This is a genomic window from Bremerella sp. P1 (assembly GCF_028748185.1).
Taxonomy (GTDB): domain Bacteria; phylum Planctomycetota; class Planctomycetia; order Pirellulales; family Pirellulaceae; genus Bremerella.
In genome coordinates this window covers 5,009,042-5,031,614 of the sequence record NZ_CP118164.1, presented here as the reverse complement: position 1 = coordinate 5,031,614, position 22,573 = coordinate 5,009,042, and the positions used below count along the sequence as shown (strand labels likewise).

Genomic DNA, 22,573 nt, shown 5'->3' with positions numbered 1-22,573 from the left:
AGCTTAGCAGTTAACCGCTGCAGAGGGGATTCAAACTGAATTCATGCTGTGAAGGCGACCGAAGATGGTACGTAGATAACAACTTCGGCCCTTCGAGACTTCGTGATGCGGATCGAGACTCAACAATCTTCGACGCTGACCCGCGAGCAAAAGCAGCATGCCGCGGGCGAGCAATTACAAAACCTCTTCAATGAAATCCTGACAGCTGCCGGCCGGCCCGGTTACGCTTCCGCGGAAGCATACGCTTCAGAGAATTCGATGCCGGAAGATATCCAACAAGACTGGAATGATTGGTTCTCAGTGGCCAACACCGGGAATTACCCTGAAGAAGTCGATGCCCAGGCACTTCCCGGCGACTACGGCAACCTGCTTGTGCGCACCTATAACGAGGGTGGCTACGCCGATCCGCAGGGTTTCCTGAAGCATCTCACCGAAGACGAATTGGCCACGGTGCAGCACGTCAACCGCCTGGCAGATCCTATCGATGTGGATGAGCTGACGCCTGAGGCAGCACTGAACTTGCTGATCCCTCGGCCGGCACAAATCGATCTGAACTACGATGGTCTTACCCAGGTCGGCGAAGGCTACATGATTCGCTTCCCGGATAGCCGAACGCCTGAAGCGGTCGTCAATGCCTGGAATGAAACAACGGCCGGCATGGACCCGATGGAAAAGAGCTTTTACGAGCTGCAGATGAAACTTCCAACGCTCCTGGCCAACATTCAGGTCGACGACCAGGGACGCTATGTGAGCCATACCGAGCCAGGCGATCCCAACTGGGTAAATCTTCAGGCCGATTCCAACTACTCGTACACCGGATTTACCGAGCAAATGCTCGAGTATCTCGACTATTTCCAGCATCAGATCCCGAAAGACCAGTACGAGCAGCAGCGGTCATTCTACTGGGCACTTCAGCAAAGCCTGCGAGAGCACGGGGCTCGTTAGATCACGAGCCCAAAGTCGAATGACGAGCTTTAGACGTCGCACAAAGCGACACCATGCCGCAGCGAGGCCAGTTTGTCGTCCCAGGTCGGAATGTATTCCTGGACGACGTAGCCATCGTAATCTGACTCGGCAACGGCTTTGATGATGGCCGAGTAGTTCATCTCTTGCGTTTCATCCAGTTCACCTCGACCTGGATTACCGGCAGTGTGAATGTGTCCGATGTAGGGTAGGCTCTGACGAAAACGTCGAATCACATCGCCATTCATTACTTGGACGTGATAGAAGTCAAACAGCAATTTCATCTTGGGCGAATCGACCTGCTTAATCATATCCAGGCAATGATCGACATCGTCACCGAAGTACCCTGGATGCCCCTTCATGGGGTGTGAATCATCTCGGCTGTTGAGATGCTCAAGCACAAGCTGAACATTGTTTTCTTCCGCGTAGGGAATTACCGACTTCCAGAACTCAACGCAGTTCTTGGTACCCTGCTCGAAGCCGATTCCCTTCTCACTCATTCCCGTGAAAGTGATCACGCTGGGGCAATTCCATTTCACGGCCGTATCGATCGCTCCCTTAAGCTTCTCGGTACACATCGCGTGATTGTCAGGATTGACCGGACCATCCTTGAAGCCATGCCCCGAGCACAGCGACACCTTTAACCCGTTCTCCTTCATCAACGGGTACCATTTTTTGTCGATCCCTTCCATCGCCACGAGGCCCATGTTGGCGCAAGCCGGCACCAAGGTTTCCATGGGCATCGGATTGAAACACCAAGCCATCACCGACTGCTTGATGTTCTTGCCGGTTGCCTTGAAATCTTCCGACGGGATTTTGGTTTCCGCATTGGGGGCAGCGGCATGGACCGTTGAGGCCATCGCCAAGCCAGCCACGGAGGTACCAACGGCCGACTTGATGAGATCACGGCGAGACAGGCGGGTTTTATTTTGAGGCATGGCAGTGCTCTGGCTTGTTGATGGGGTGTGAAGCTTAGGAGTTGTCGAAGGGAAATGCCAGTTGCGATTCATCCGGCGGCTGTGCGTCAGGATTCAATTCCTTGAACAGCAAACTAGGTTGGATTCCCTGATTGTTCTGATACTTGTCGCTTACGTATTCGGTGATGTCGCCGGTGATCTCATGGTAGAAGATCTGGCAAATGGGCACGTTCGGATAGATCCGGATCGGCTGAACGGCGAACATCTCTAAGGTCCAAAACCCCTTGAACCCAACATCGCCGAAGCCAGCCGTCACATGCACGAACAAGCCAAGTCGTCCGATCGAACTGCGTCCCTCGATCATGGGCACAAACCCATGCGTCTCGGTCATCTCGTTGGTTCGTGCCAAATACAGCTGATTGGGATTCAGCACGTAGCCCTCGTCCGGAATCGTAATTCGCCGGATCCGATGGGGCTGACGCATGTCGAGGATGAGTTCCTCGTACGTCATCAATTCTTCGTTGAGGGTCAGATTGTAACTATTGGGATTTAAACGACTTTCGTCATAAGGCTCGATAAAGATCTTGCTGCCGAGATGTGTCCGAATCTCGTTACCGGAAAGAATCATGGATGGGCCTTGGGTTGTCCGCAACGGTCGTCATGAGTCGTCGCAGGCGAAAAGTCCTGGATGATGCCGAAGTGCTGATTATAGGAGGGATTTCACGAAATTAAAACGGACTAGTTTTCCTGAAGTGAATTCGCTTCTCCACTTGGCAAAGACAGGACCTCTTCCACGTAAGCATTCCGAAATACTCCATTGGGATCAAAGTCATGCACGACATTCCTGAAATCTTCGAGGCCTGAATAGAGCTCATCGACTTCGCCCCCGGACAGAGGAAACCACTTTCCCCAATGGGGGCGTGCCCCAAATAGCTTCGCCATACTGCGGGCAAGAAACTTGCCGACCCCGTAAAAAGGCTCTCTAGGCTCCACATAAGTAATCAAGCTGATCGAATAGACCCACAGCTCTTCCCCTTCCGACATCGAGATCAAGGTATCGTCCGCCAGAATCCGCCGAAAACAGATCGGGTAATGGTGACAATAGGTATTCTTCAAGGAGTCTAGATCCTCACTCATCTCTAATTCGACAAGCCTCGCCTGCCAGTGTTTATCCATCGACTCCCGCTGACCATCGGCTAATTGAAGTACCTGCTTCACGAACTGCGTGGCCTCTTTCACCTTCGACCGCCCTACAAACAATTCAATCTCAAGATGTCGAAATAGTTCGTGCTCCATGACAAGAATTCGGTCGCTTCGATCGGTCACAATCCACTTGGAAAACACCGACGCAGGCAAAACCCATCGATAAAGGGCGTGCATCATCGTCCGGCTACGCAGCCACCGTGCCGAAGTAAGAACGCCCAGATGCAACCCAACGTCCAAACTGAGGAACCAATACCAGCGATAAAGCCATGCTGTTGGCGACGACCTCGCGAGGTCCGATACTCGCCTCTCCTGAGCGACAAACCTCCAACTATGTGGCAATAGAAAGAACTGCTGAAGTGGCGATTGGTCCTCGAGTGTCAGAGCATCTTCAAGGGTCGCACACCATGTTGACTTTTCAGTGACCCAGTACTGGGGAACACAACGGAAGGTGACGGATACGATAACTCCCAGGCAACCTAAGCCACAGCGAGCAGCTTGTAACGCTTCACCGTGGTCAACCTCTCGGATCTCAGCATTGCCACTACTATCGAAACATGCGATCCGCAAAGACTCCATATAGTGCGAGAGGCTATTCTTCCCAGAGCCATGTGTCCCGGTCGAGATAGCCCCGGCGATGGTTTGCTCGGTAATCAGCCCAATCGAAGGTGTCGTCAGCCCTTCTTTGGCAAGTTCCGCGAGAACCGCTTTCATCTGTGTACCGCCGCCCACAATCGCCAGGGGCGGGTCTAATGAATCATCGACCGTCACCCCATTGAAGTTCCGCATATTAATGATCACAGCTGCGGAAACAATCGCGTCACTCCAGGCATGCTTCGATGCCACAACGCGTATCTTGCCAGAGCGATGCTGCTGTAAGATTTCGAGTAGCTCATCCTCGGTACTTGGCTCGTAATAGTGGGCCGCTTGGAAGTCGATATTTCTTCCGAAGTTGACGATCCGCTTATTCTTTTCCATGGCATGGGCTCCACAAGATGATCGACCACGGATTTTTCAGACATGGGTATCTACCTTTGTTACCAAACGCGAAAAATTGGCGCCCATGGGTCAATTTATTTTTTGCGGAATCATGCGACACCAACTTGAGGGCAGAACTTCAGAAAATGACATGATTCACACTTCGGCTTTCGGGCTGCACAGACGGCCCGGCCGTGGTGGATCAATCGATGAGAAAAGTCGATCCACTCTTTTTTTGGAACGACCTCCATCAATTCGCGTTCGATTTTGACCGCGTCGCCTTTGTCGGTCAGCCCCATCCGTTTGGTCAGCCGACCGACGTGGGTATCAACGACAATCCCAGAAGGGATTCCGTAGGCGGTCCCCAGCACGACGTTGGCCGTCTTGCGACCTACGCCTGGTAAGGCGACCAAGGTTTCTAAGTCCTTGGGGACCTCGCCATCGAAATCGTCGGCTAGGGCGCGAGATGCGGCATGAATGTTCTTGGCCTTGTTCCGAAAGAATCCGGTTGTCTTCACCAGATTCTCCAAAGTCTTCACTGGTGCCCGCGACATGGAGTCCGCGTCGGGATACTTAGCGAACAACTCCTTCGTCACGATATTAACCCGCACGTCAGTACACTGGGCGGAAAGAATCGTGGCGATCAACAGCTGAAATGGGGTTTCGTAGTTCAACGCGCACTCGGCACCGGCGTAATCCTTCTTCAACTGCCGGACGACTCGGCGGGCCTGGGCTTTCCGCTCTTTGAGGTCTTGGATCATTGGGGGAGCGTTTCAGTCTGAAGTGTTTCGTTTCCCGTGGAAGAGAGGCGGCCTAAGCTCGACCAATTCACTCTCAACCTCTCAATCGTTCCCACAGTTTTCGCAGAATTTCGAGTGTTTCCCTAGGGGCCTGACCGCTGCCGTAGGCTACCTGGCCGTACAACTCGGCCGTTGGCCGGACCGTACTCGCCAATTCGTCGTGCTCTTTTTCAAGCATGATGGCGAACTCCCCAGGCGTTTGCTCTTCGCGACGCTGACTCCCCTGCTCTGCGGCCCAGGCCTCTAACGCGGCGAAGGAATATCGAATCCACTCTTCCAGTGGCTTACCCTTCCAACTCGGGTCCTGAAATGGATTGCCAAACGCCGAGAACGCAAGACGCGGGTTCTTAACCGGCTCAGGCACGGCCACTTCCTCAGACGCGTCCTCCTTCTTCCCGCCGAAGAGGCTTGCCCAGAATTCTTTCCAAGCTTTGACGATATCGTCCCAGAACTTCCAAACAAAGAAGGCAATAACGCCAATCACCGCCGCATAGACCAGCAGTTTCAACCAATCTCCCAGTGAGGAAAGCGGGTTGGAAAAAGAGGAGCCTGACGGCTCAGGCGGCGGTTGACTTGACTGCTCTTGCGATGCTTCTTCCGATGACTTCTCTTCGGAACGCTTGTCTTCCGATTCGCTTTGCTGGGCATCACCCTGCTGTTGCTCTTGCTCTGATTGGTCCGACTTCTCAGAAGTCTGATCACCTTTTTGTTGTTCCGATTCGCCTTGCTGCGACTTCGACTGATCGGAAGACTTCTTCTGCGACTGTGACTCCTGCTTGCCGTCACTCTGGCTCTTGTCATTGGTGTCGGAGTTCTTGCTTTGCTGCTGATCCTTCTCCTTAGACTCGCCCGGCTTCTTTTTCTCGGCGTTAGGATCGTTCTGGTCGCTGGGGTCTTTTCCGTCTTCGCGTGTTTCGTTCGACTTTTGCGAGTTTTCGTCCGTTCTTTCCTGATTGTCGGTCGTCTGCGACCGGTCTTCCCGGTTGTCGTTGGTGCCGTCTTTGTTCACGGCAACCTGCGATGCCCTACGCTCTTGTTCATCCTGATAGAAAGGCAACTCAGCCAATTCGTATTCGGCATTGGGCCTCGGCAAAATGGACACCGCGATCAGCACAAGTGCCACGACACCAAACCCAACCCCAAGCCATGTGCTGGTCATGCTCAACGGCATCACCAAGCCCCGCGTCTGTAGATACCGCCGAAGCCCCAGAAAGCTTGTCGTTACTAGCAAGCACAGCGTGGCGAAGACATACGCGACCAGCAGTGTAAATAGGTACCACTTTATGTCGGCAGCCTGACTGCCGGCGAAAGCCTGCCCGAAGCCAAATACAGGAAGGGCTGCCAGCGAGAAGTAAACAACCCACGCCCCTGGAGCAAACTTTGTATTGGTGGGGTTTACCCACGCATCGAGCTTTTCCAGGAACGATTTCGGCTGCTGTGACTCTTCCTCGGATTGACCGGTAACGCCGTGCTCTTGTTCAACTGGCGGAGGATCCTGCTTGGAGGAAACTTCTTCTGGTTCTTCTCGGCGGATCCACTGCATCAACCCTTTCTTGGAGGCATCGACGGAACCTGCCATCACAGTACAGTCGTACACTAAGCGGGTACTCAACCACCACACGATTCCCAGCAGGACAGCCGTAAGAATGACCGCCTCAGGCACGAAACGCATCACCGCAGCCAGGACACAAACCCCAAGGATTCCGCCGAGCATAGTGGCCCGTACGCCACCTTCTTCGATCCCGACTCGAGCATTCGCTACGATCCCCATTACGAACATGCACATGATGAAATTGAGCCGCCAGGCGTGCGGTCCATCGTAGAAAATCCCCACCGAAAACAGCACCAAACTACCTACCAATACCATGATCAGCGCCGGGGCAACGGCGATGATGGCATAGTCGAGTTCGGTAAGTCGGGGACGCATCGTTAATTCGTTTTCAGTTTGAAATGTTCAAAACAAAGGGTAGGCCTGTTCCTGGCAAATCTGACTAATGGTTTCCAATGACTTGAGCTGTTTGGCCACCATGCGTTCGGCCAGCAGCATGCCAGCGGCTTGGGCAAATTCGTATTCATCCCAACAATTGACGATCGGCGCAACGGCGTAGCCTCCTCGAACCAGGTTCCCCAGTGCCATGGCGACCTCAGGCGTGACTTTGCTGAGGATCGGGACGACCGTCGCATCGCGCGGCAGATCGCTCTCAATTTCCAGCAGCAGCGAGGGCAAGGTCAGACCTTCGTTCTTTTCACTTCTGGCCATCATATGCCGAATCTGCTGAAACTGATGGGCTCCGCGTTTGGTTCGCACTTTTTGGGGACTCAAGCGAGGGTCGCGATCGATACGCCCTGCACTCTTCCTGGCCGCATCGCGCGTACGGGCATCGAAGTCCCAACCTTCGTATTTCATCCGCTGAGCTGCATCGACGGAATTGGTGAAGATACCGACTTGCTGATCCATAAGATGAACGGAATTAGCGATTGCCACCGCGCACTTGATAGCTAGTTCACTTCGAATTGGCTCGTCCTTCACAGGGAAGCTATCTGGGTGCAAGTCGAGAATAATGCTCACACCGGCAATACAGGTTGCTTCGTACTGTTTGCTATGCAGCTGGCCCGTTCGAGCCGTCGAGGCCCAATGAATGCGGTTGAGGGGATCTCCCAACTGGTAGCGGCGTATCCCGGCGATTCGCGAGGGATCTTCGAATAACCGCGACTGCATCTTGATCTCGCCCAGTGGACGTTTTGACACAAGATCGAAACCATCGAGCGGAATGATTGCTGGCTCGACAGTGATAAATTCCGGCTCAGCAATCATCTTGAATTGTTTGTAGAGCCCGAAAACATCCCCCGTTTCCAGCACGGCGGGACCAATCTGATAGTATCCACGCCGATTGCAGTGAATTCGGTAGGAAAGCAATTTGGTCGCTCGCGGCCACAGCATCGCCAGGAAGATCCGCTTTCCGTCCACTTCCAGTGCGGGAGGACGTGTGATCACGGCATGCCGAGGCAGTAGATCTTCAACCAGAACCCACGGCATGGGGATCGCCCCGGAATACCGAATGGTCAGGGCAACCGTGATGGTGTCTCCTTCTTCCGCATCAACGTGGCTGACATGCCGAGTCGCCGAAAGGTGACGTAGCCAATAGCGAACCAGAACTCTCGAACCGAGGATGACCGCCACCAATGCGTACATGGCATAAGTCATCAGTCCCAAGCCAAACGCAAAGGAAAGAGCAAGCAGGATCGCGGCTCCCAAGACCCAACGCATCACACGGTTGCCTCGTCGAGCATTGGAACTGGGACTTCCTGCAGGATATCGTCCAGCACATCCTGGGTGGTGACTTTGCGGAGCCGGCTTTCCGGCCGCAGGATCAGGCGATGGGCCATCACCGGCGTGAGAACCCGTTTGACGTCGTCAGGCAGGACATAGTTGCGGCCCAAGATCGCGGCCAACGACTGGCTGGTACGAAACAGAGCGAGCGATGCTCGCGGACTTGCCCCTAGCAAAAGCTGGTCATGTCGCCGTGTCGCGTGGACAAGTTCGACGATGTAACGCTGAACCTTCTCGTGCAATTTAACGCTGCGACTGGCCTTCTGGCAGGCTCGCAGCTCCTCTTTGCTGACCACCGCTTCAATGGTTTCAAGCGGATGCTGCTTGCGGGAAGCGGTGAGCATCTTGAGCTCGTCTTCGAGATTCGGATAGCCCAGACTGAACTTCATCAGAAACCGATCGAGTTGGGCCTCGGGCAGCGGGAAGGTTCCTTCGTGGTCGATTGGATTTTGTGTGGCCAAAACAAGGAACGGCGGATCGAGCGAATGCGTCTCACCATCAATGGTGACCCGCGACTCAGCCATGGCTTCCAGCAAAGCGGCCTGGGTACGGGGAGTTGTGCGGTTGATTTCGTCGGCCAAGAGGATGTTGGTAAAGACAGGGCCAGGGCGAAACTCGAATTCCGAGGTCTTCTGATTGAAGATCGACGTCCCGGTGACATCGCTGGGGAGAAGGTCCGGCGTACACTGAACCCGCTTGAGCGTGCAACCAACACTTTTCGCCAATGCCCTCGCTAGCATCGTTTTCGCGACCCCAGGGACGTCTTCCATCAAGACATGCCCTTCCGACAACCAAGCTACGAGCGAAAAGACAATTTGCTGTCGTTTCCCGAGAATGACTTTTTCAACATTCCCTAAAATTTTCTTGACCGTTGAGGCGACATCCATAGAAGTTGATTTCTGGGGCAAGTTGCGGGGGACGATTCGCGAATATCGTTATTATCTAAAGATTTGGGTGAAATGCCCGCGTTAAGATCGGAATTTTCCAATTGACGTGCAGGCACCACGAAGAATATGATCGAATACCTCTACAGAGGTGCAATGAAATCCGTTTCCCACGCAATTTCGTCATAGCTATCGGAACGATGGTATAACGAATGATATCAAGGGGGAATGTGCGCGGCATTCGCACCCTTGGCCAGCATTAACGAGACTCCTATGTTCAGGCGATCAACCGACTTCTGGCGGTCTAGCTGGGCCTTAATCACGGTCTGCGCGGGGCTATGCCTCATCTCGACCGCGTACGCGCGTACGTGGACTACGCTGGAGGGGAAAGAGGTCGAAGCCGAACTGGTCGAAGTCGTCCAGGATGGCAAAGCGGTAATTCTGGACGTTAATGGCAATCGATTTACTGTTCCTCTGGAACGACTATCTCCCAAAGATCGCGGATATATCCAGGGACTACAGGACTCGATGCCGACGCTGTCCGACGCCGAACTGCAGCGCGAGATCGACGAGGCCGTCTCAGAGGATGAGCGAGGCGCCAACGACAATGAAGCCGACCCGGTGCGTTTGAAGGCCAAACGTATTTGGCGTTCTCGGGAAGGTGTCGCGGTCGAAGCTCAGTTTGTCCGCATGGTTCAAGGCACCATCATCTTGCGTGAAGGGGCCCGCTACCATCGGATTCAGTTCTACGATCTTTCCGTGGCCGATCGGCAGTTTCTTGCTGACGCCCATCAAGCCATCGGGAAAGCCGCGTTAATCCCGCCAGTACGGGCTGACCTACTGGATGCGGAGCCTCAAACAAGCGAAGTACCACCTTATCGCGATCATCCGCCGGTTCCGTCATCTCCTATGCCTAGCCCGGTCAAGTCGCCACCAACACAAACTCAGGTGAACCTTCCAGACAACGGATTTGGCAGTGACAGCGATTCCGTGAAGCTTCCGCCAGGGGGCTTTGGTGCCACCCCAGAAACAACCAAGCTGCCTCCTGGTGGTTTTGGAAGCACCACATCAACCGATTCCGGGTCAAACGTAAAGCTGCCACCGTCCGGTTTTGGAGCGACTTCCCCTTCACCCGAAGTCGATTCTTCCTCAAACGTTAAACTCCCTTCCAGTGGCTTTGGCAGTGTAAGCCAACCGGCCGAGATCACTGAGGATCATAGCTCGTTTAGTTCGGTTCAAAGTCCGTCTTCTGGCAGTTCAGGCAAAGTGGGACTTCCCTCTTCGACGATTAGTGACAACTCGAATCCCCAACCAGACACTTCCGATCGCCCACTTTTTGATGTTGCCTCGGTCCCCAGTCGTTCCAATGGTTTCGGCTCGGCGACACCGGATGATTCCGCCACACCTCCTGGTTCCCCCCAGGCAACCAACAATATGGGCACGACGTCACCAACTTCGACGGCTGGCACTCCCCTAACCGACGACACAAAAAACTCATTGCCTAACAACGGTTCCAATCCAGCGCCGGTTTCCGACGAAGAATTCCAATCTCAGACGTACACGCCTAGTTCTGACTTCACCCCACTGCAAGTCGTTGAGGAACGTGAATTCACCACCGCTGACTGGAATCTGCAAATGTTTGGTGTCATGTTACTGGCACTTGGCAGTTTAATGATCGCAGGCGGTTACCTCTGGTTGATCGCCCTCGCTTTTCTGGAAAGCCTGGAAGTTGGCCTACGAAGCTTGATACCCGGAATGGCCATCGTCCTGGCATTTTCCGACACGGAAAAGTCGAGCGTTCCTTTGCTCGGAATGCTCCTGGGTATCTGCCTCACGTTGGGGGGCTTTGGCCTCTTAATGGGAGTAAGTTAGACTCGTCCGAACCTGTGTGAATCGCTTTTAATTTCGAAGACTTATCTTCCTGAGCTGAGATTAGAACAATTCCAAGGGGTAAGCCCGAATCGAGCCTCGCTCAACCATCCATCCAACTTGTCCATTCATCCCTGAAGCTGGGAGTCCCACCAATGTTGGCCAGCCGACATTTTTTATGCGTTCCCTTTCTGATTTGCCTATTTGCCATCGGTGTCAGCGCGCAAGAAGTTCGTGAGTGGACCGACGCCAATGGGCGAACTCTCAGTGGCAAGTTCCTGGAGTTAACGGCCGAGAACAACGTCCGGATTGAATCCAATGGCGAGATCTTCGTGATCCCTCTTAGTGCTTTCGTCGAGGGGGACCAACAATACGCCAAGCAACAGCAGGCCAACGCCAGTAAGCCAATGACTCCCCCCAAGCCTAAGGTCGACAAGAGCGATGAAACGCTTTTCGAGAACCGTGATTGGAGCGACTACAAAGACGAATCGATCAAAGCCAAATTCGTCCGCATGCACGAGGGATATGTGATCCTGTTGCAAGGCGCCAACGCACAAAAAGTATCGTTCTACATCCTGAGCAAGAAGGATCAGGATTGGCTGCGAGCTCACCTGCAAAAACGGGGAGAGGTGAACCAGATTATCTCTCGGCAAGAAATGGAGCTGGATGACCCCAACGTCCATAAGGAAATGGATCAATACATCGCTCGGCGTGCCAGTCTTCCTGGCAACACTCAACAAGGCAACAACCAGCCCGGCGGTTCACGTCCCCCAGCTTACGTTCCCCCAGCAAACCCACCTTACCAGCCACCAGCAGAAAACATGAATGCCGGCGGAGGCCCAACCAGTCCGACCTCGTCAGCCCCAGGAACCCCTGTGAATCCGAATCAAGGTGGCAACAATTCAGAAAACACCAACACGCCGGACAATGGCTTTGGTGAAGGAATGGTTGCGGCCAATTCGACCAATACTGGTGGATCCGATGCCAATCCACAAACGGGTGGCGGTGGTTCTTCCCCTGGCTTTAGCGATCGTTTTCGCAATAAGTCGAATGGGGTGAAGCCTGGCTACTGCCCAAATTGTCGCATGGAACTGCCACAAGGTGTCGGTCCTGGCGACCACTGCCCACGGTGTAACGTCTTCCTGGAAGAATGGGTGACTCCTGGCACTGGTCCACCGGTCGATCCTTGGTACGTGCGCTATCCGGTTTTTTACATCGTCGGTGGTGTCATTGTCGCGATCGGTGCTCTGAGCTTGCTCTCGAAGAAGTTTTACGGGTAGGCAGTATGCCTTGGGGCTCATCTGCTAACTTCTTTGGCAATTACTGACCGACCGCGAGTAGGCCAATTAGGTTATTGCGAAAGTTAAGATTGGCCCGTTCGTGCATGAACAATCCGCTAGTCTGGAAATTTCCACGACCAATGATCGGTCGGCTTTTTGTAGTATGACAAGAATTCCTCGGAGTCTTCCCTAAGCCGATCAACGAGCGACTGCCACGTTTCTCTGCACAGACGGGGCTTTTTGTAGTTGTTGTCGACAATGACATTCGTGTATTCGAGCAGCCAAGTTTTGGCTCGCTGTGGGATCATGGCCTGAACTGTCCCAGCCGAAGGCAGCCTCGAAACAAATCGCATGACCGGCGTCATTCTGCGAAATTTGTTCTGAATTGCCTGCGGATGCTCGATTCCAGAGTAGGCTGACAGACCTAAGAAAGCAAAACACCTATCCAAAACAGAGTTGGGGTCACGACGAAAGTCTTCATAGAAAAGCACCAAAATCTGTTCATCCTTAAAGATCTCTCGGTAATCATTTATCTGGGACCAATAGAGACTTCGATCAACAAACGCACCTTCATATTCTGGTGCCACTACGTCCGAGTTCAGGGATCTAAACTTGTTAGGATCCGTATTGGACACCATTAGCCAATTGGAAACGATTCGATCGATTGGGTGACGGACAATGTATATGAATTTCGCCTCTGGATGGTCCTCTTTGATTCGAGAGGGAATTGGATTGGAAGCACAGTTCGACCTGAACGTGTAGCATACGCTCCCCTCCCCAACTGCCGTTTCAGTTGAAGAGGCATCCAGAAAAATTCCTTCGTACCATGTTCTTTTGCTTTCACGAACATCATCCGGTAATTGATAGAACCTAGGTTCCTTGGGATCAGAGAAGAAAATGTTTGGGTGCTGTTGCAGTAGCGAACACAGCGATGTTGTTGCCGATTTAGCAGCACCAATTACGAAGAAGTTTGGTTTGGGCATGTGGCTTGAGGGGTAAACGTAGGGCAAATCAAGAGTCTTCGATCTCAGCGAATGGGGCTGGGACGATTCGGTCATTCGCGTATGTGCCGAACAACGCTGGTGCGTTTAACCAAGCCGAAACTAGCAGATGAGCAATTGAGATTAAAAGAAGCTGGTCAAATCCCAACACAGTTTGATCAAAACTTAATCGATTCCTTTAGTCATATGAACGCAAGACAACCTTCAGGAGAAAGAGGCAATCGATACTTGAGATGCGGTCTCTCGCCTAGTCGAGCAGAGTATTTCAAATACTTAAGATTCGACGTAACCTGCTTTGCTGTAAGGGTATCCCTGTGCAGAGTCGCATCTTATGAGTACCATTGAAGCGTCGTAGTGTGGCTTTGGCGTTTCCTGCCTGGCAGCCTACTTCCGTTAAAATCAAGCCTGAACCTGCAGGTCAGGTACTTTGCACGTGCCGCAATATGACGGGTCGTCTCCGACTCGCAGCCGATGGATTTAGAACGAGAACGAATTCGAGCCGATCTCCGTGGTGTCCTCGATGGTGAGATCCGCTGCGACGATACGTTCCTGGAACTCTATTCGACCGACGCCAGCCTGTTTCAAGTCAAACCGCTGGCCGTTGTGCGTCCACGCCGTACGTCCGATGTCTCGGCGACCGTCCAGTATGCTGCAGAAAACCAGATTCCCATTCATGCCCGCGGGGCCGGCACAGGCATGGCCGGTGAATCGCTCGGCTCCGGTATCGTGCTCGATTTCGCACACTCGATGCGGCGCATCCTGGAAACGGGTGACGACTGGATACGGGTGCAACCCGGCGTCGTTCTCGCCAACCTGAATCGGCATCTTGCTCAGCGTGATCGCATTTTTGGTCCCGACCCGGCGACTCGAAGTGTGACGACCATGGGAAGCGTCATCGCGCTCGACGCTTCTGGCAGTCACTGGCCGCAACATGGTTCGGCCCGCGATCACATCCTGGAACTACAGGTCGTTCTGGCGAACGGTGAAGTCGTTAACATCAAACCAACTCATCTCGATCGAGTGGCTCACCTGGAGTCGCCGGAGTTGGTACGAATCACCTCAGGCATTGCCGAGCTGATGGAATCGCATGCCGACAAAATTCAAGGCAATTTGCCGAAGACGTTCAACCAAGGAAGTGGGTATCGTCTTTCCGGCGTAGTCGAAGACGACGTTGTTGATCTGGCGAAGATCCTCGCAGGTTCCGAGGGAAGCCTGGCTTTGGTTACTCAGGCCAAGCTCCGCACATCGCCAAAATCGAAGTCGCGCGGCTTGGTGCTGCTGTTTTTTGAACGCTTGGACAATGCCGCTAAGGCCGCCGTACAACTCGGGTCTGCCGGGATAAGTGCCTGCGATTTGCTCGACCGCAGAATCCTGGCCATCGCCCGTGAAACTGATCCCCGCTATTCCAACCTGATTCCAGAAAACACCGAAGCGATGCTTCTGGTTGAATACTCTGGAGAAAGTCAGGCCGACGTTCACGCGGAACTGGAAAAGATCGCAGATCGAATTCGACGGCGTCGCAAGCTGGCTTTTCATTCGTTAATCACCACCAGCCCGAAAGAGGTCGGTACTTACTGGGAACTGGCTCGTCGGATGACGCCGATTCTCTATCGCTTGAAAGGGAATACGCGTCCGCTCCCATTCATTGAAGACATGACGGTCCCGCCGCAGCAACTACCGGACTTCCTGACCAAAGTCCAGGATGTGATGAAGCGGCACGAAACGATCGCTTCGATCTTTGCCCATGCGGCCCACGGGCACTTGCATGTTCGCCCGCTACTCAACATGGCTGATCGAAGTGACCTGGCCAAGTTGGAACGCATCGCGGACGAGACCTACGAAGAGCTATTCAAGGTGGGTGGTTCACTCAGTGGCGAGTCCGGTGACGGTATTAGCCGCACGCCCTACCTCCCCAAGCAATACGGACCGCTGTACGACCTGTTCGGACGAATCAAGCGTCTTTTCGATCCTGCGGGAATCTTGAATCCCGGCAAGAAGGTCCTCTCGTCGACATTCTCGCCCATGGAACTGGTGAGGCGGGTCGAGTTAGTACCGCAACCGGAAGCAAGCGACGGTTCCGCGAACTCGGAAAAGAAGAAAGAAAACGATCCGAGCGAATTTGAGCTTCCCATTTTGACCTGGTCGCCGCAGGAAATGGCCACCGCAGCTCGAAGTTGTCACGGCTGCGGGCGTTGCCGAACATATGGTGCGGATACGCGGATGTGTCCGATCTTTCGCTTCGACTCGCGTGAAGATGCATCGCCACGAGCCAAGGCCAATTTACTTCGCGGCGTCCTATCGGGTCAGCTCCCACCAGACAGTTTAGACTCGACGGAGACGAAGGAAATCCTTGATACGTGTTTCCACTGCCATCAGTGCCGTGTCGAATGTCCATCGAACGTCGACATTCCCAACATCGTTCTCGAGATGCGGGCCCGTAATGTTGATGCCAATGGCTTGACGCAGGACGGATCGCTGCAAGCTAAGATCCATCGCTGGGCTCTCTGGGGAAATCGTTTTCCCCGCATCGCCAACTGGGCTCTGGGCAATCGGGCGATGCGTTGGCTGATGGAACGTTTCATAGGCCTGGCCAAACAACGCAAGCTACCGCGACTGGCCAATCGAAGTTTTGTGAAACAAGCCGCGCGACGAGGTCTGACAACCGCGACGCGTCGCAGCGGCCGCAAGGTGTTGTACTTCGTCGATCTCTATGCGAATCTTTTTGATACGCAACTCGCTCAAGCGTTTGTGAACGTGTTGGATCATAATCGCATCTCGGTTTATGTCCATCCTAAGCAGCAAGTCAGCGGGATGCCTTCGATCTCGCAAGGAGCCGTCACCATGGCGGCGCGACTGGCCCACAAGAACGTAAAAGCATTGGCCGAAGCCGTTCGCCAGGGCTATACAATCGTCGCTACCGAACCATCGGCGGTGATGGCACTGAAGCACGAATATTTGAACCTGTTAGATTCGGATGACGCCAAGATCGTCGCCGAGAATACCCGCGAAGCGTGTGAATTCCTGTGGGACCTCCACCACCATGGCGAGTTAGAACTCGACTTGAAACCCATGAATCTTACGGTTGGTTTCCACGTCCCCTGTCACTTGCGAGCGATGCACGACGCCTCGTACGGTCAACGAATTCTGCAATTGATTCCCGGCCTCTCCGTACGTCCGATCGAAAAAGGTTGCTCAGGCATGGCTGGTACCTTTGGGCTGACACGCAACAATTTCCGTAGCAGTTTGAGAATCGGCTGGGATCTCATCGTTGCGATGCGCGGGAAGCAGATACAAATCGGCTCCACTGAGTGCAGCGCCTGTAAGATGCAAATCGAACAGGCCGGTAACAAGGCGGTGGTTCATCCGATCAAACTTTTGGCCAAGTCATATGGCGTTCTTGAGCCAGATACCGATCTGTTCTCTCCCTCCTCGCAAGACTTGTTTGTGACATGAGAATACGCGTCAAACTATTTGCCTTGACCCAAGATCTGGCAGGATGCGAGGAAGTATCACTTGACCTGGAAGAACCCGTCACGGTTGGTGCAATTCGCAAAAACCTGGGTGAATCGATTTCTGCCTTGGAACCAGTCCTCCCCAGCTGCGCTTTCGCGGTGAACAATGAATATGCCGGCAATGCCGTCGAGGTTCAGGAAACCGACGAAGTCGCCTGCCTGCCTCCGGTAAGTGGAGGGTAACTTTCCAAAATGGTTGAACTTACCCAGCAGTCGATTGACGCCTCGGCGGTCACCCAGACAGTGACTTCGCCCAACTCAGGTGCCGTGGTCTTGTTTCTGGGAACGACACGGCAGTTTACCGATGCCAAGGAAACGGTCACGCTGACCTACACGGCTTATGTTCCCATGGCCACCAGCGAGATGGAAAAGCTCGAGGCCGAGGCCAAAGCGCGCTGGCCCATTGACCAATGCGTCCTCATCCATCGACTCGGCGAAGTCCCCATCGGCGAAGCTAGCGTGGCGGTGGCAGTTTCGACACCCCACCGGCGAGATGCATTTGAGGCGGCAAGCTGGCTGATGGATCGCCTCAAGGAGCTCGTCCCGGTCTGGAAAAAAGAGCATTGGGCCAGCGGTTCGACCGATTGGGTTCACCCCGGATTGGTTCAGCGGTCGGACGAAAATACGTTACAATAGAAGCATGTCTATCGAACCGAACACACCGCTGATCGACCGCTTCGGGCGCGTGCATACCAGCCTGCGAATTAGCGTAACCGATCGCTGTAATATTCGCTGCTTCTACTGCATGCCGCTGGAGAATGCTCGCTTTAAGCCTCGTGACGAGTTGCTGACCTTTGAGGAAATGACGCGTGTTGTACGTGTCGCAGCAGGTCACGGAATCAGCAAGTTGCGACTGACCGGTGGAGAACCACTGGTTCGGTCGAACCTTTCGCAGCTCATCCAAATGCTCAAGGCGGTACCTGGAATCCAGGAAATTGCCCTGACAACCAATGGCATTCTTTTGCCGGATCAGGCCGCGGACCTCAAGTCAGCCGGCCTTGACCGATTGAATATCAGTCTGGATGCCCTCAGTGAGGAACTCTTCGAGCGAATCACACGCCGCCAAGGCGTGCAGAAGGTACTCGATGGAATTGCCGCCGCGAAATCGGTCGGTTTTGAAAATGTACGCTTAAACGCGGTAGCGATTCAGAATCTCACAGAGTGCGAAATTGTCCCGCTGGCCAATTTTGCGCGTGAAAACGACCTCCATTTACGCTTTATTGAATTCATGCCGTTAGATGCGGATCGAGCCTGGGACAAAAGCCAGGTCCTTTCCGGTCGACAGTTGCGTGAGATGATTGCCCAGGAAGTCGCGCCGCTGCATGATCTCGACCGTGAGGACAAAAGCCAACCGGCAGTCGACTATGAATATGCCGATGGTCGACAACGCGTGGGATTTATTAACAGCGTGACCGAACCCTTCTGCGGCACGTGCAACCGACTGCGAATCACAGCAGAAGGGCAATTGAGAAACTGCCTGTTCGGAAGCGAAGAGTGGGATGCTCGACAAGTTCTACGCACAGGGGGAACCGATGCCGACTTGTCAGCACGACTACATTCCTGTGTCCAGGCCAAGAAACCATCACACGGAATGGACTCCCCCGAGTTTGTTCCGCCAGAGCGAGCTATGTACCAAATCGGGGGATAGGAAGACACTCTCGGATTTCACGAGTCGCAATGCGGCAAATGCAGGATGCGATTTCCACGGATGACCGAGTTTTGAAAACGTCACACGGCCTCCCCAACATTGCGAAGCAATCGGGGGTTCACGGGCCAATAAGGAAATGAAAACACGGTGGCAAGAGAACGAATCTACCTTGATAACGCAGCAACAAGTTGGCCCAAGCCTGCCAGCGTTGTGGAAGCCGTACAGCATCACATGACGGAATTGGGAGCTTGTGCCGGCAGAAGCGGCTATCGTGAGGCCAATGAGGTCGAACGACTGATCGGGGATACGCGTAAACAGATCGCATACTTATTTGGAACCCATTCCCAAGAACACGTCATCTTCGGCTACAACGGCACCGACATGCTGAACCTGGCCTTGCACGGGTTCCTGAAACGCGGCGATCACGTTATCACCACCACGGTCGAACACAACTCGATCCTGCGTCCCCTTTCGACCATGCGCAAGACGCTCGAAATCGAGCTCACCCATGTCGAGGCTGGCGAAGATGGCCGCGTGTCCGTAGAAGCCATCGAAAACGCGATCCAAGGCAACACGCGTTTGATCGCCATCACGCATGTTTCCAACGTGACTGGCGCGATTCAGCCAGTCGAGGGAATCTATCACGTCGCCAAGAATCGCGGTGTACGCATGCTTGTCGATGCAGCCCAGTCGGCGGGTCATCTCGACCTGAACCTGGGAGAGACACCGATCGACATGGTGGCTTTTTCCGGGCACAAGGGACTGCTGGGTCCGCTAGGGACAGGCGCCATGATCCTCCAACCGGAAGTGGCAGAGTTGTTGCAATGCCAACGCCAAGGCGGGACTGGCACCAAAAGTGAATCGGACGAGCAGCCCAACGAACTACCTGCCAAGTTCGAAAGTGGCAATGCCAACGTCACCGGTATTCTGGGACTTCGTGCCGGGGTCGAATACATCCGCGAGCAAACGGTTACAGCCCTGCATCGCCATACGATGCAAAATGTCAGCCGCCTGATCGAAGGTCTGCAATCGATGCCCCAGGTACGCATTCTGGGGCCGCAGAACCTGGAACATCGCACGGGCGTTGTAAGCATTCAGGTCGAATCGTTTGACCCGCACGAACTCGCCACAGCACTCGATTCGGCCTTCGGCGTGCAGTGTCGAGCAGGACTACACTGTGCCCCTCTCATGCACCAGCACCTGGGCACGTTGGGCTCGGGCGGTACACTGAGATTCAGCCTGAGTATCTTCACCACGGCCGAACAAATTGATCGCACGCTGGAAGCAATGCAGGCAATCGTGCGATAGCAGTTCGGCAAAATAATGGCCGACCCAAGGTCGCATGCCGGCCAAGCCACCCACGGACGACTTTCAAAACAGCACCAATCGCCATGAGTAAGAAACCCGATCAAAGTAAACCTTGGTACCAGGATGGGCTTCAATTCGAGTGCACCCAGTGCGGTGGATGCTGCACCGGCGGCCCGGGTTATGTCTGGGTGAATGCGGCCGAAATCCAAGCCATGGCAGACTTTGCAGGCATGACCGTCGAGCAATTCGAGTCGGTTTATGTCCGAGAAGTCGGTCTACGAAAGAGTTTGAAGGAATACTCAACTGGCGACTGTGTTTTTCTCGATACCGAAAGCAAGGGCTGTACCGTTTATTCCGCACGGCCCCGACAGTGCCGTACTTGGCCATTTTGGGACTCAAATATCAAGACGCCGGAGGATTGGCAGGCTACCTGCGATTTCTGCCCCGGCAGCGGTAAGGGGCGTCTCTACAGCCTCGAAGAGATCCAGGACCGAGCGAGCGAGATCCGAATTTGAGGAATTTTCGGGTCCAACTGGCCAGTTTGGATTGAAGATTTACCGATTATTCCGTCGATAACGATTGCACGGAGACCGGTACGTTCGAACGGCAGGGGCTGAAAAGTCTTGATTTACGCTTGAAATTACGGTCTCCGAGACCTTGGATCTTTGAAAATTGGATAGTTCGGAGAAGCCTGAAAAAGGGCAGAAGTCAAGTTGCTTGCGTCGCGTTAAATCTGCGCAAGTCCAGAATGAGCTTGACTCTAGTGCTTGTGGCACTTACACTTGGAGCAATTGCTGACGGAAGTCTGGAAAACTTACGACAACTCAATTCATCCTCGTGTGGGAGTCGCCTCGTGACCAAAAAAGAGATTGTGAAGACGATTTCTGAAGAGATCGGGCTCACACAACTCAAGACGAAAGAAATCGTCCAGAAGACATTCGATGCTATCGTGACTACCCTCGTCGAGGATGGTCGCATCGAGCTACGAAACTTTGGCGTTTTCGAGGTCAAGAAGCGTGCCGCTCGCAAGGCCCGCAATCCGCGTACGGGTGCAAAGGTTGATGTCGACGAAAAGTACGTCGTCACCTTCAAGCCTGGCAAGGAGATGGAAGAACGGGTTCGACAGCTGGAAGAGAAGGACCGACAGGGCCGACTCGAAGCCGAGCAACAATCGGCACCACCCCAGCAGCAGCCCTACTCCCCTCCCCAGTCGAATGACTCGCCCGGTTACCCATCGGCTTATCCTAGCCCGCCGAACCCACCGAGCTCTGGCCCGGGTGATTACGGTAGCTAAGCTGGGTGGCCGCTACGCGAAGTTAGGCCTCTCCGAACTCTCCAAGATTCAATCCTTGGTCGATGGACAAATGAACGCAAACGGTCAGGATGACCGCTTCATAAGTTTCACGGAGGAAATGAGATGCGTAACTTCATCATCGCTTTGCTGCTTGGATTCGCCTTGATGAGCAACACTGGTTGCTTCTTGCCCATTTACTCGGCCGACCCAAGCGTTCGTACGACCGAATTGATCTACACTTCGGAAAATCTGCGACACGTTCTGGAAGAATGGCAACGCATCTGGTTCCTCGACCAGCCTAGCCACTTGGCTCCATATCGTACCCACGGCGGCATCATCTAACGCTGCCCTGCACCGAACACTCCGAAACCGTGAAACGAGACACCACCGGTCTGCCGCTGCGCAGGTTGGTGGTGTCTTTTCGTTTACGCTCTGCCGATTCGCCCTCGTTGCGAGATCCTTCCTACCCCGATACGATTGGCTTAGCTTTCCGCGGTAAAATCCGCTTTCGATTGAAATCCTTCGCCAGCGAAAACGCATGTCTGTTGATCTTGCCGTTCAGTTGGGGCGACTGACGCTCCCCAATCCTGTTTTGGTCGCCTCCGGTACATTTGGCTACGCGAAGGAAATGGCGGGCATCGTCGACTTGGCCAAGCTCGGCGGAATCTTGCCGAAAACGATCACTAGCAGCCCTCGTCCTGGCAATAAGCCCTGGCGTACGGTCGAAACCACGGGCGGGATGCTCAACAGCATCGGGCTCGATAACGACGGTATCGACTATTTCATCGCCAATCACTTGCCCTACTTAGGTTCGCTCGGCTCTCCGTTGGTCGTCAGTATCGCTGGCAAAACGAAGGAAGACTTCGTCAGTATGGCTTCCCAACTGGGGGAACACGCCCAGGTCGCCGCCATCGAATTGAACATCTCGTGCCCCAACGTCAGTGGTGGTATCGACTTTGGAACCGACCCCGCCACCTGCGAGAAACTCGTAGCGGAAGTCCGAGCAGCTTGCCCTCATCCGATCATCGCCAAGCTAACGCCCAATGTCACCAGTATCGCCGCAGTCGCCAAGGCAGCCGAAGCTGGTGGGGCCGATGCTGTTTCAGCAATCAATACCGTGCAAGGGATGGCGATCGACTGGAAACGTAAGAAGCCCATGCTGGGCAACGTGATCGGTGGCCTTTCAGGACCAGCCATCAAACCGGTCGCCCTGCGATGCGTCTTTCAGATCGCGAAAGCCACGAGTGTGCCGATCATTGGCATCGGCGGCATCAGTTCGTTGGACGATGTGATGGAATTTCTGGTTGCCGGAGCCACGGCGGTACAGATTGGTACAGCCAATTACTTCGATCCGACGCTCTGCAATCGGGTCGTGACCGAATTGCCGGGGGCACTCAGCACCCTGGGAGCATCGAGCGTGAAAGAAGTGATCGGTACGATACAACTGCCTTCGTAGCTCACACACGCATTTCTCCGGATCCGTGATAACTGCGGTCCCCTTCTCCGGCCCCCGGGGTGACACTTTCCCCATTTGTCCGTCATAATAACCCGCTGGTTTTGACTTTGTTCCTTCCAGTAATCTGAC

At 54.0% G+C, this 22,573-nt stretch carries 20 protein-coding genes; 12 read left to right on the top strand and 8 right to left on the bottom strand.

What is annotated here, in order from left to right:
* Positions 1-105 precede the first annotated feature (105 nt).
* The gene (locus tag PSR63_RS21120) at positions 106-945 is read left to right on the top strand and encodes a hypothetical protein (RefSeq protein ID WP_274327656.1); all 840 of its coding nucleotides are present in this window, start codon (positions 106-108) and stop codon (positions 943-945) included.
* 29 nt (positions 946-974) lie between these two features.
* On the opposite strand, the gene PSR63_RS21115 is transcribed toward PSR63_RS21120, so the two are convergent.
* The 7 genes from PSR63_RS21115 to PSR63_RS21085 form a co-directional block, all read right to left on the bottom strand.
* Positions 975-1,901, bottom strand: a complete 927-nt coding sequence (locus PSR63_RS21115) for a TIM barrel protein (RefSeq protein ID WP_274327655.1) — start codon at positions 1,899-1,901, stop codon at positions 975-977.
* Positions 1,902-1,935: 34 nt separating this feature from the next.
* On the bottom strand, positions 1,936-2,508 hold the full coding sequence (dcd, locus tag PSR63_RS21110) for a dCTP deaminase (RefSeq protein ID WP_274327654.1): 573 nt from the start codon (positions 2,506-2,508) through the stop codon (positions 1,936-1,938).
* A gap of 110 nt (positions 2,509-2,618) precedes the next feature.
* Positions 2,619-4,061: a D-arabinono-1,4-lactone oxidase gene (locus PSR63_RS21105; RefSeq protein ID WP_274327653.1), complete on the bottom strand. Its 1,443-nt coding sequence runs from the start codon at positions 4,059-4,061 to the stop codon at positions 2,619-2,621.
* A gap of 110 nt (positions 4,062-4,171) precedes the next feature.
* A complete protein-coding gene (gene nth, locus PSR63_RS21100; protein ID WP_274327652.1) occupies positions 4,172-4,822 on the bottom strand; it encodes an endonuclease III in 651 nt (216 codons plus the stop codon).
* A gap of 73 nt (positions 4,823-4,895) precedes the next feature.
* The gene (locus PSR63_RS21095) at positions 4,896-6,788 is read right to left on the bottom strand and encodes a DUF4129 domain-containing protein (protein WP_274327651.1); all 1,893 of its coding nucleotides are present in this window, start codon (positions 6,786-6,788) and stop codon (positions 4,896-4,898) included.
* A gap of 27 nt (positions 6,789-6,815) precedes the next feature.
* Positions 6,816-8,129 (bottom strand): DUF58 domain-containing protein, encoded by a 1,314-nt coding sequence (locus tag PSR63_RS21090; protein WP_274334224.1) that lies wholly within the window; start codon positions 8,127-8,129, stop codon positions 6,816-6,818.
* Entirely contained in the window at positions 8,129-9,079 is a 951-nt protein-coding gene (locus tag PSR63_RS21085; protein WP_274327650.1) for an AAA family ATPase, read from the bottom strand. The genes PSR63_RS21090 and PSR63_RS21085 overlap by 1 nt, the downstream gene beginning before the upstream one ends.
* 270 nt (positions 9,080-9,349) lie before the next feature.
* Between PSR63_RS21085 and PSR63_RS21080 the strand changes: the two genes are divergently transcribed.
* A complete protein-coding gene (locus tag PSR63_RS21080) occupies positions 9,350-10,948 on the top strand; it encodes a hypothetical protein (RefSeq protein WP_274327649.1) in 1,599 nt (532 codons plus the stop codon).
* Between the two features lie 152 nt (positions 10,949-11,100).
* On the top strand, positions 11,101-12,225 hold the full coding sequence (locus tag PSR63_RS21075) for a hypothetical protein (protein WP_274327648.1): 1,125 nt from the start codon (positions 11,101-11,103) through the stop codon (positions 12,223-12,225).
* A 116-nt stretch (positions 12,226-12,341) separates the two neighbouring features.
* On the opposite strand, the gene PSR63_RS21070 is transcribed toward PSR63_RS21075, so the two are convergent.
* Complete coding sequence (locus PSR63_RS21070) at positions 12,342-13,208, bottom strand: sulfotransferase family protein (RefSeq protein ID WP_274327647.1); 867 nt, start codon at positions 13,206-13,208, stop codon at positions 12,342-12,344.
* 489 nt (positions 13,209-13,697) lie between these two features.
* Here PSR63_RS21070 and PSR63_RS21065 point away from each other — a divergent pair, with 489 nt between their 5' ends.
* From PSR63_RS21065 to PSR63_RS21025, 9 genes are all read left to right on the top strand, one after another.
* Positions 13,698-16,679 (top strand): anaerobic glycerol-3-phosphate dehydrogenase subunit C, encoded by a 2,982-nt coding sequence (locus PSR63_RS21065; RefSeq protein WP_274327646.1) that lies wholly within the window; start codon positions 13,698-13,700, stop codon positions 16,677-16,679.
* The gene (locus PSR63_RS21060) at positions 16,676-16,921 is read left to right on the top strand and encodes a MoaD/ThiS family protein (protein WP_274327645.1); all 246 of its coding nucleotides are present in this window, start codon (positions 16,676-16,678) and stop codon (positions 16,919-16,921) included. Before PSR63_RS21065 ends, PSR63_RS21060 begins: the two co-directional genes overlap by 4 nt.
* Before the next feature lie 9 nt (positions 16,922-16,930).
* Entirely contained in the window at positions 16,931-17,374 is a 444-nt protein-coding gene (locus PSR63_RS21055; protein WP_274327644.1) for a molybdenum cofactor biosynthesis protein MoaE, read from the top strand.
* A 4-nt stretch (positions 17,375-17,378) separates the two neighbouring features.
* A complete protein-coding gene (gene moaA, locus PSR63_RS21050; RefSeq protein WP_274327643.1) occupies positions 17,379-18,386 on the top strand; it encodes a GTP 3',8-cyclase MoaA in 1,008 nt (335 codons plus the stop codon).
* 147 nt (positions 18,387-18,533) lie between these two features.
* Positions 18,534-19,694, top strand: coding sequence for an aminotransferase class V-fold PLP-dependent enzyme (locus tag PSR63_RS21045; protein WP_274327642.1), 1,161 nt, complete (start codon positions 18,534-18,536; stop codon positions 19,692-19,694).
* 83 nt (positions 19,695-19,777) lie between these two features.
* Positions 19,778-20,209, top strand: a complete 432-nt coding sequence (locus tag PSR63_RS21040) for a YkgJ family cysteine cluster protein (protein ID WP_274327641.1) — start codon at positions 19,778-19,780, stop codon at positions 20,207-20,209.
* Between the two features lie 338 nt (positions 20,210-20,547).
* Positions 20,548-20,988 (top strand): HU family DNA-binding protein, encoded by a 441-nt coding sequence (locus PSR63_RS21035; protein WP_207398727.1) that lies wholly within the window; start codon positions 20,548-20,550, stop codon positions 20,986-20,988.
* Between the two features lie 123 nt (positions 20,989-21,111).
* Positions 21,112-21,330 (top strand): hypothetical protein, encoded by a 219-nt coding sequence (locus PSR63_RS21030; protein ID WP_105356031.1) that lies wholly within the window; start codon positions 21,112-21,114, stop codon positions 21,328-21,330.
* A gap of 196 nt (positions 21,331-21,526) precedes the next feature.
* On the top strand, positions 21,527-22,444 hold the full coding sequence (locus tag PSR63_RS21025) for a dihydroorotate dehydrogenase (protein ID WP_274327640.1): 918 nt from the start codon (positions 21,527-21,529) through the stop codon (positions 22,442-22,444).
* Positions 22,445-22,573: the final 129 nt, after the last annotated feature.

Coding starts and splice junctions, on each gene's coding strand:
- PSR63_RS21115 (WP_274327655.1), bottom strand. CDS start 1,901: ATGCCTCAAAATAAAACCCGCCTGTCTCGCCGTGATCTCATCAAGTCG.
- PSR63_RS21040 (WP_274327641.1), top strand. CDS start 19,778: ATGAGTAAGAAACCCGATCAAAGTAAACCTTGGTACCAGGATGGGCTT.
- PSR63_RS21080 (WP_274327649.1), top strand. CDS start 9,350: ATGTTCAGGCGATCAACCGACTTCTGGCGGTCTAGCTGGGCCTTAATC.
- PSR63_RS21105 (WP_274327653.1), bottom strand. CDS start 4,061: ATGGAAAAGAATAAGCGGATCGTCAACTTCGGAAGAAATATCGACTTC.
- PSR63_RS21085 (WP_274327650.1), bottom strand. CDS start 9,079: ATGGATGTCGCCTCAACGGTCAAGAAAATTTTAGGGAATGTTGAAAAA.
- nth (WP_274327652.1), bottom strand. CDS start 4,822: ATGATCCAAGACCTCAAAGAGCGGAAAGCCCAGGCCCGCCGAGTCGTC.
- dcd (WP_274327654.1), bottom strand. CDS start 2,508: ATGATTCTTTCCGGTAACGAGATTCGGACACATCTCGGCAGCAAGATC.
- PSR63_RS21070 (WP_274327647.1), bottom strand. CDS start 13,208: ATGCCCAAACCAAACTTCTTCGTAATTGGTGCTGCTAAATCGGCAACA.
- PSR63_RS21090 (WP_274334224.1), bottom strand. CDS start 8,129: ATGCGTTGGGTCTTGGGAGCCGCGATCCTGCTTGCTCTTTCCTTTGCG.
- PSR63_RS21030 (WP_105356031.1), top strand. CDS start 21,112: ATGCGTAACTTCATCATCGCTTTGCTGCTTGGATTCGCCTTGATGAGC.
- moaA (WP_274327643.1), top strand. CDS start 17,379: ATGTCTATCGAACCGAACACACCGCTGATCGACCGCTTCGGGCGCGTG.
- PSR63_RS21065 (WP_274327646.1), top strand. CDS start 13,698: ATGGATTTAGAACGAGAACGAATTCGAGCCGATCTCCGTGGTGTCCTC.
- PSR63_RS21025 (WP_274327640.1), top strand. CDS start 21,527: ATGTCTGTTGATCTTGCCGTTCAGTTGGGGCGACTGACGCTCCCCAAT.
- PSR63_RS21120 (WP_274327656.1), top strand. CDS start 106: ATGCGGATCGAGACTCAACAATCTTCGACGCTGACCCGCGAGCAAAAG.
- PSR63_RS21095 (WP_274327651.1), bottom strand. CDS start 6,788: ATGCGTCCCCGACTTACCGAACTCGACTATGCCATCATCGCCGTTGCC.
- PSR63_RS21055 (WP_274327644.1), top strand. CDS start 16,931: ATGGTTGAACTTACCCAGCAGTCGATTGACGCCTCGGCGGTCACCCAG.
- PSR63_RS21075 (WP_274327648.1), top strand. CDS start 11,101: ATGTTGGCCAGCCGACATTTTTTATGCGTTCCCTTTCTGATTTGCCTA.
- PSR63_RS21060 (WP_274327645.1), top strand. CDS start 16,676: ATGAGAATACGCGTCAAACTATTTGCCTTGACCCAAGATCTGGCAGGA.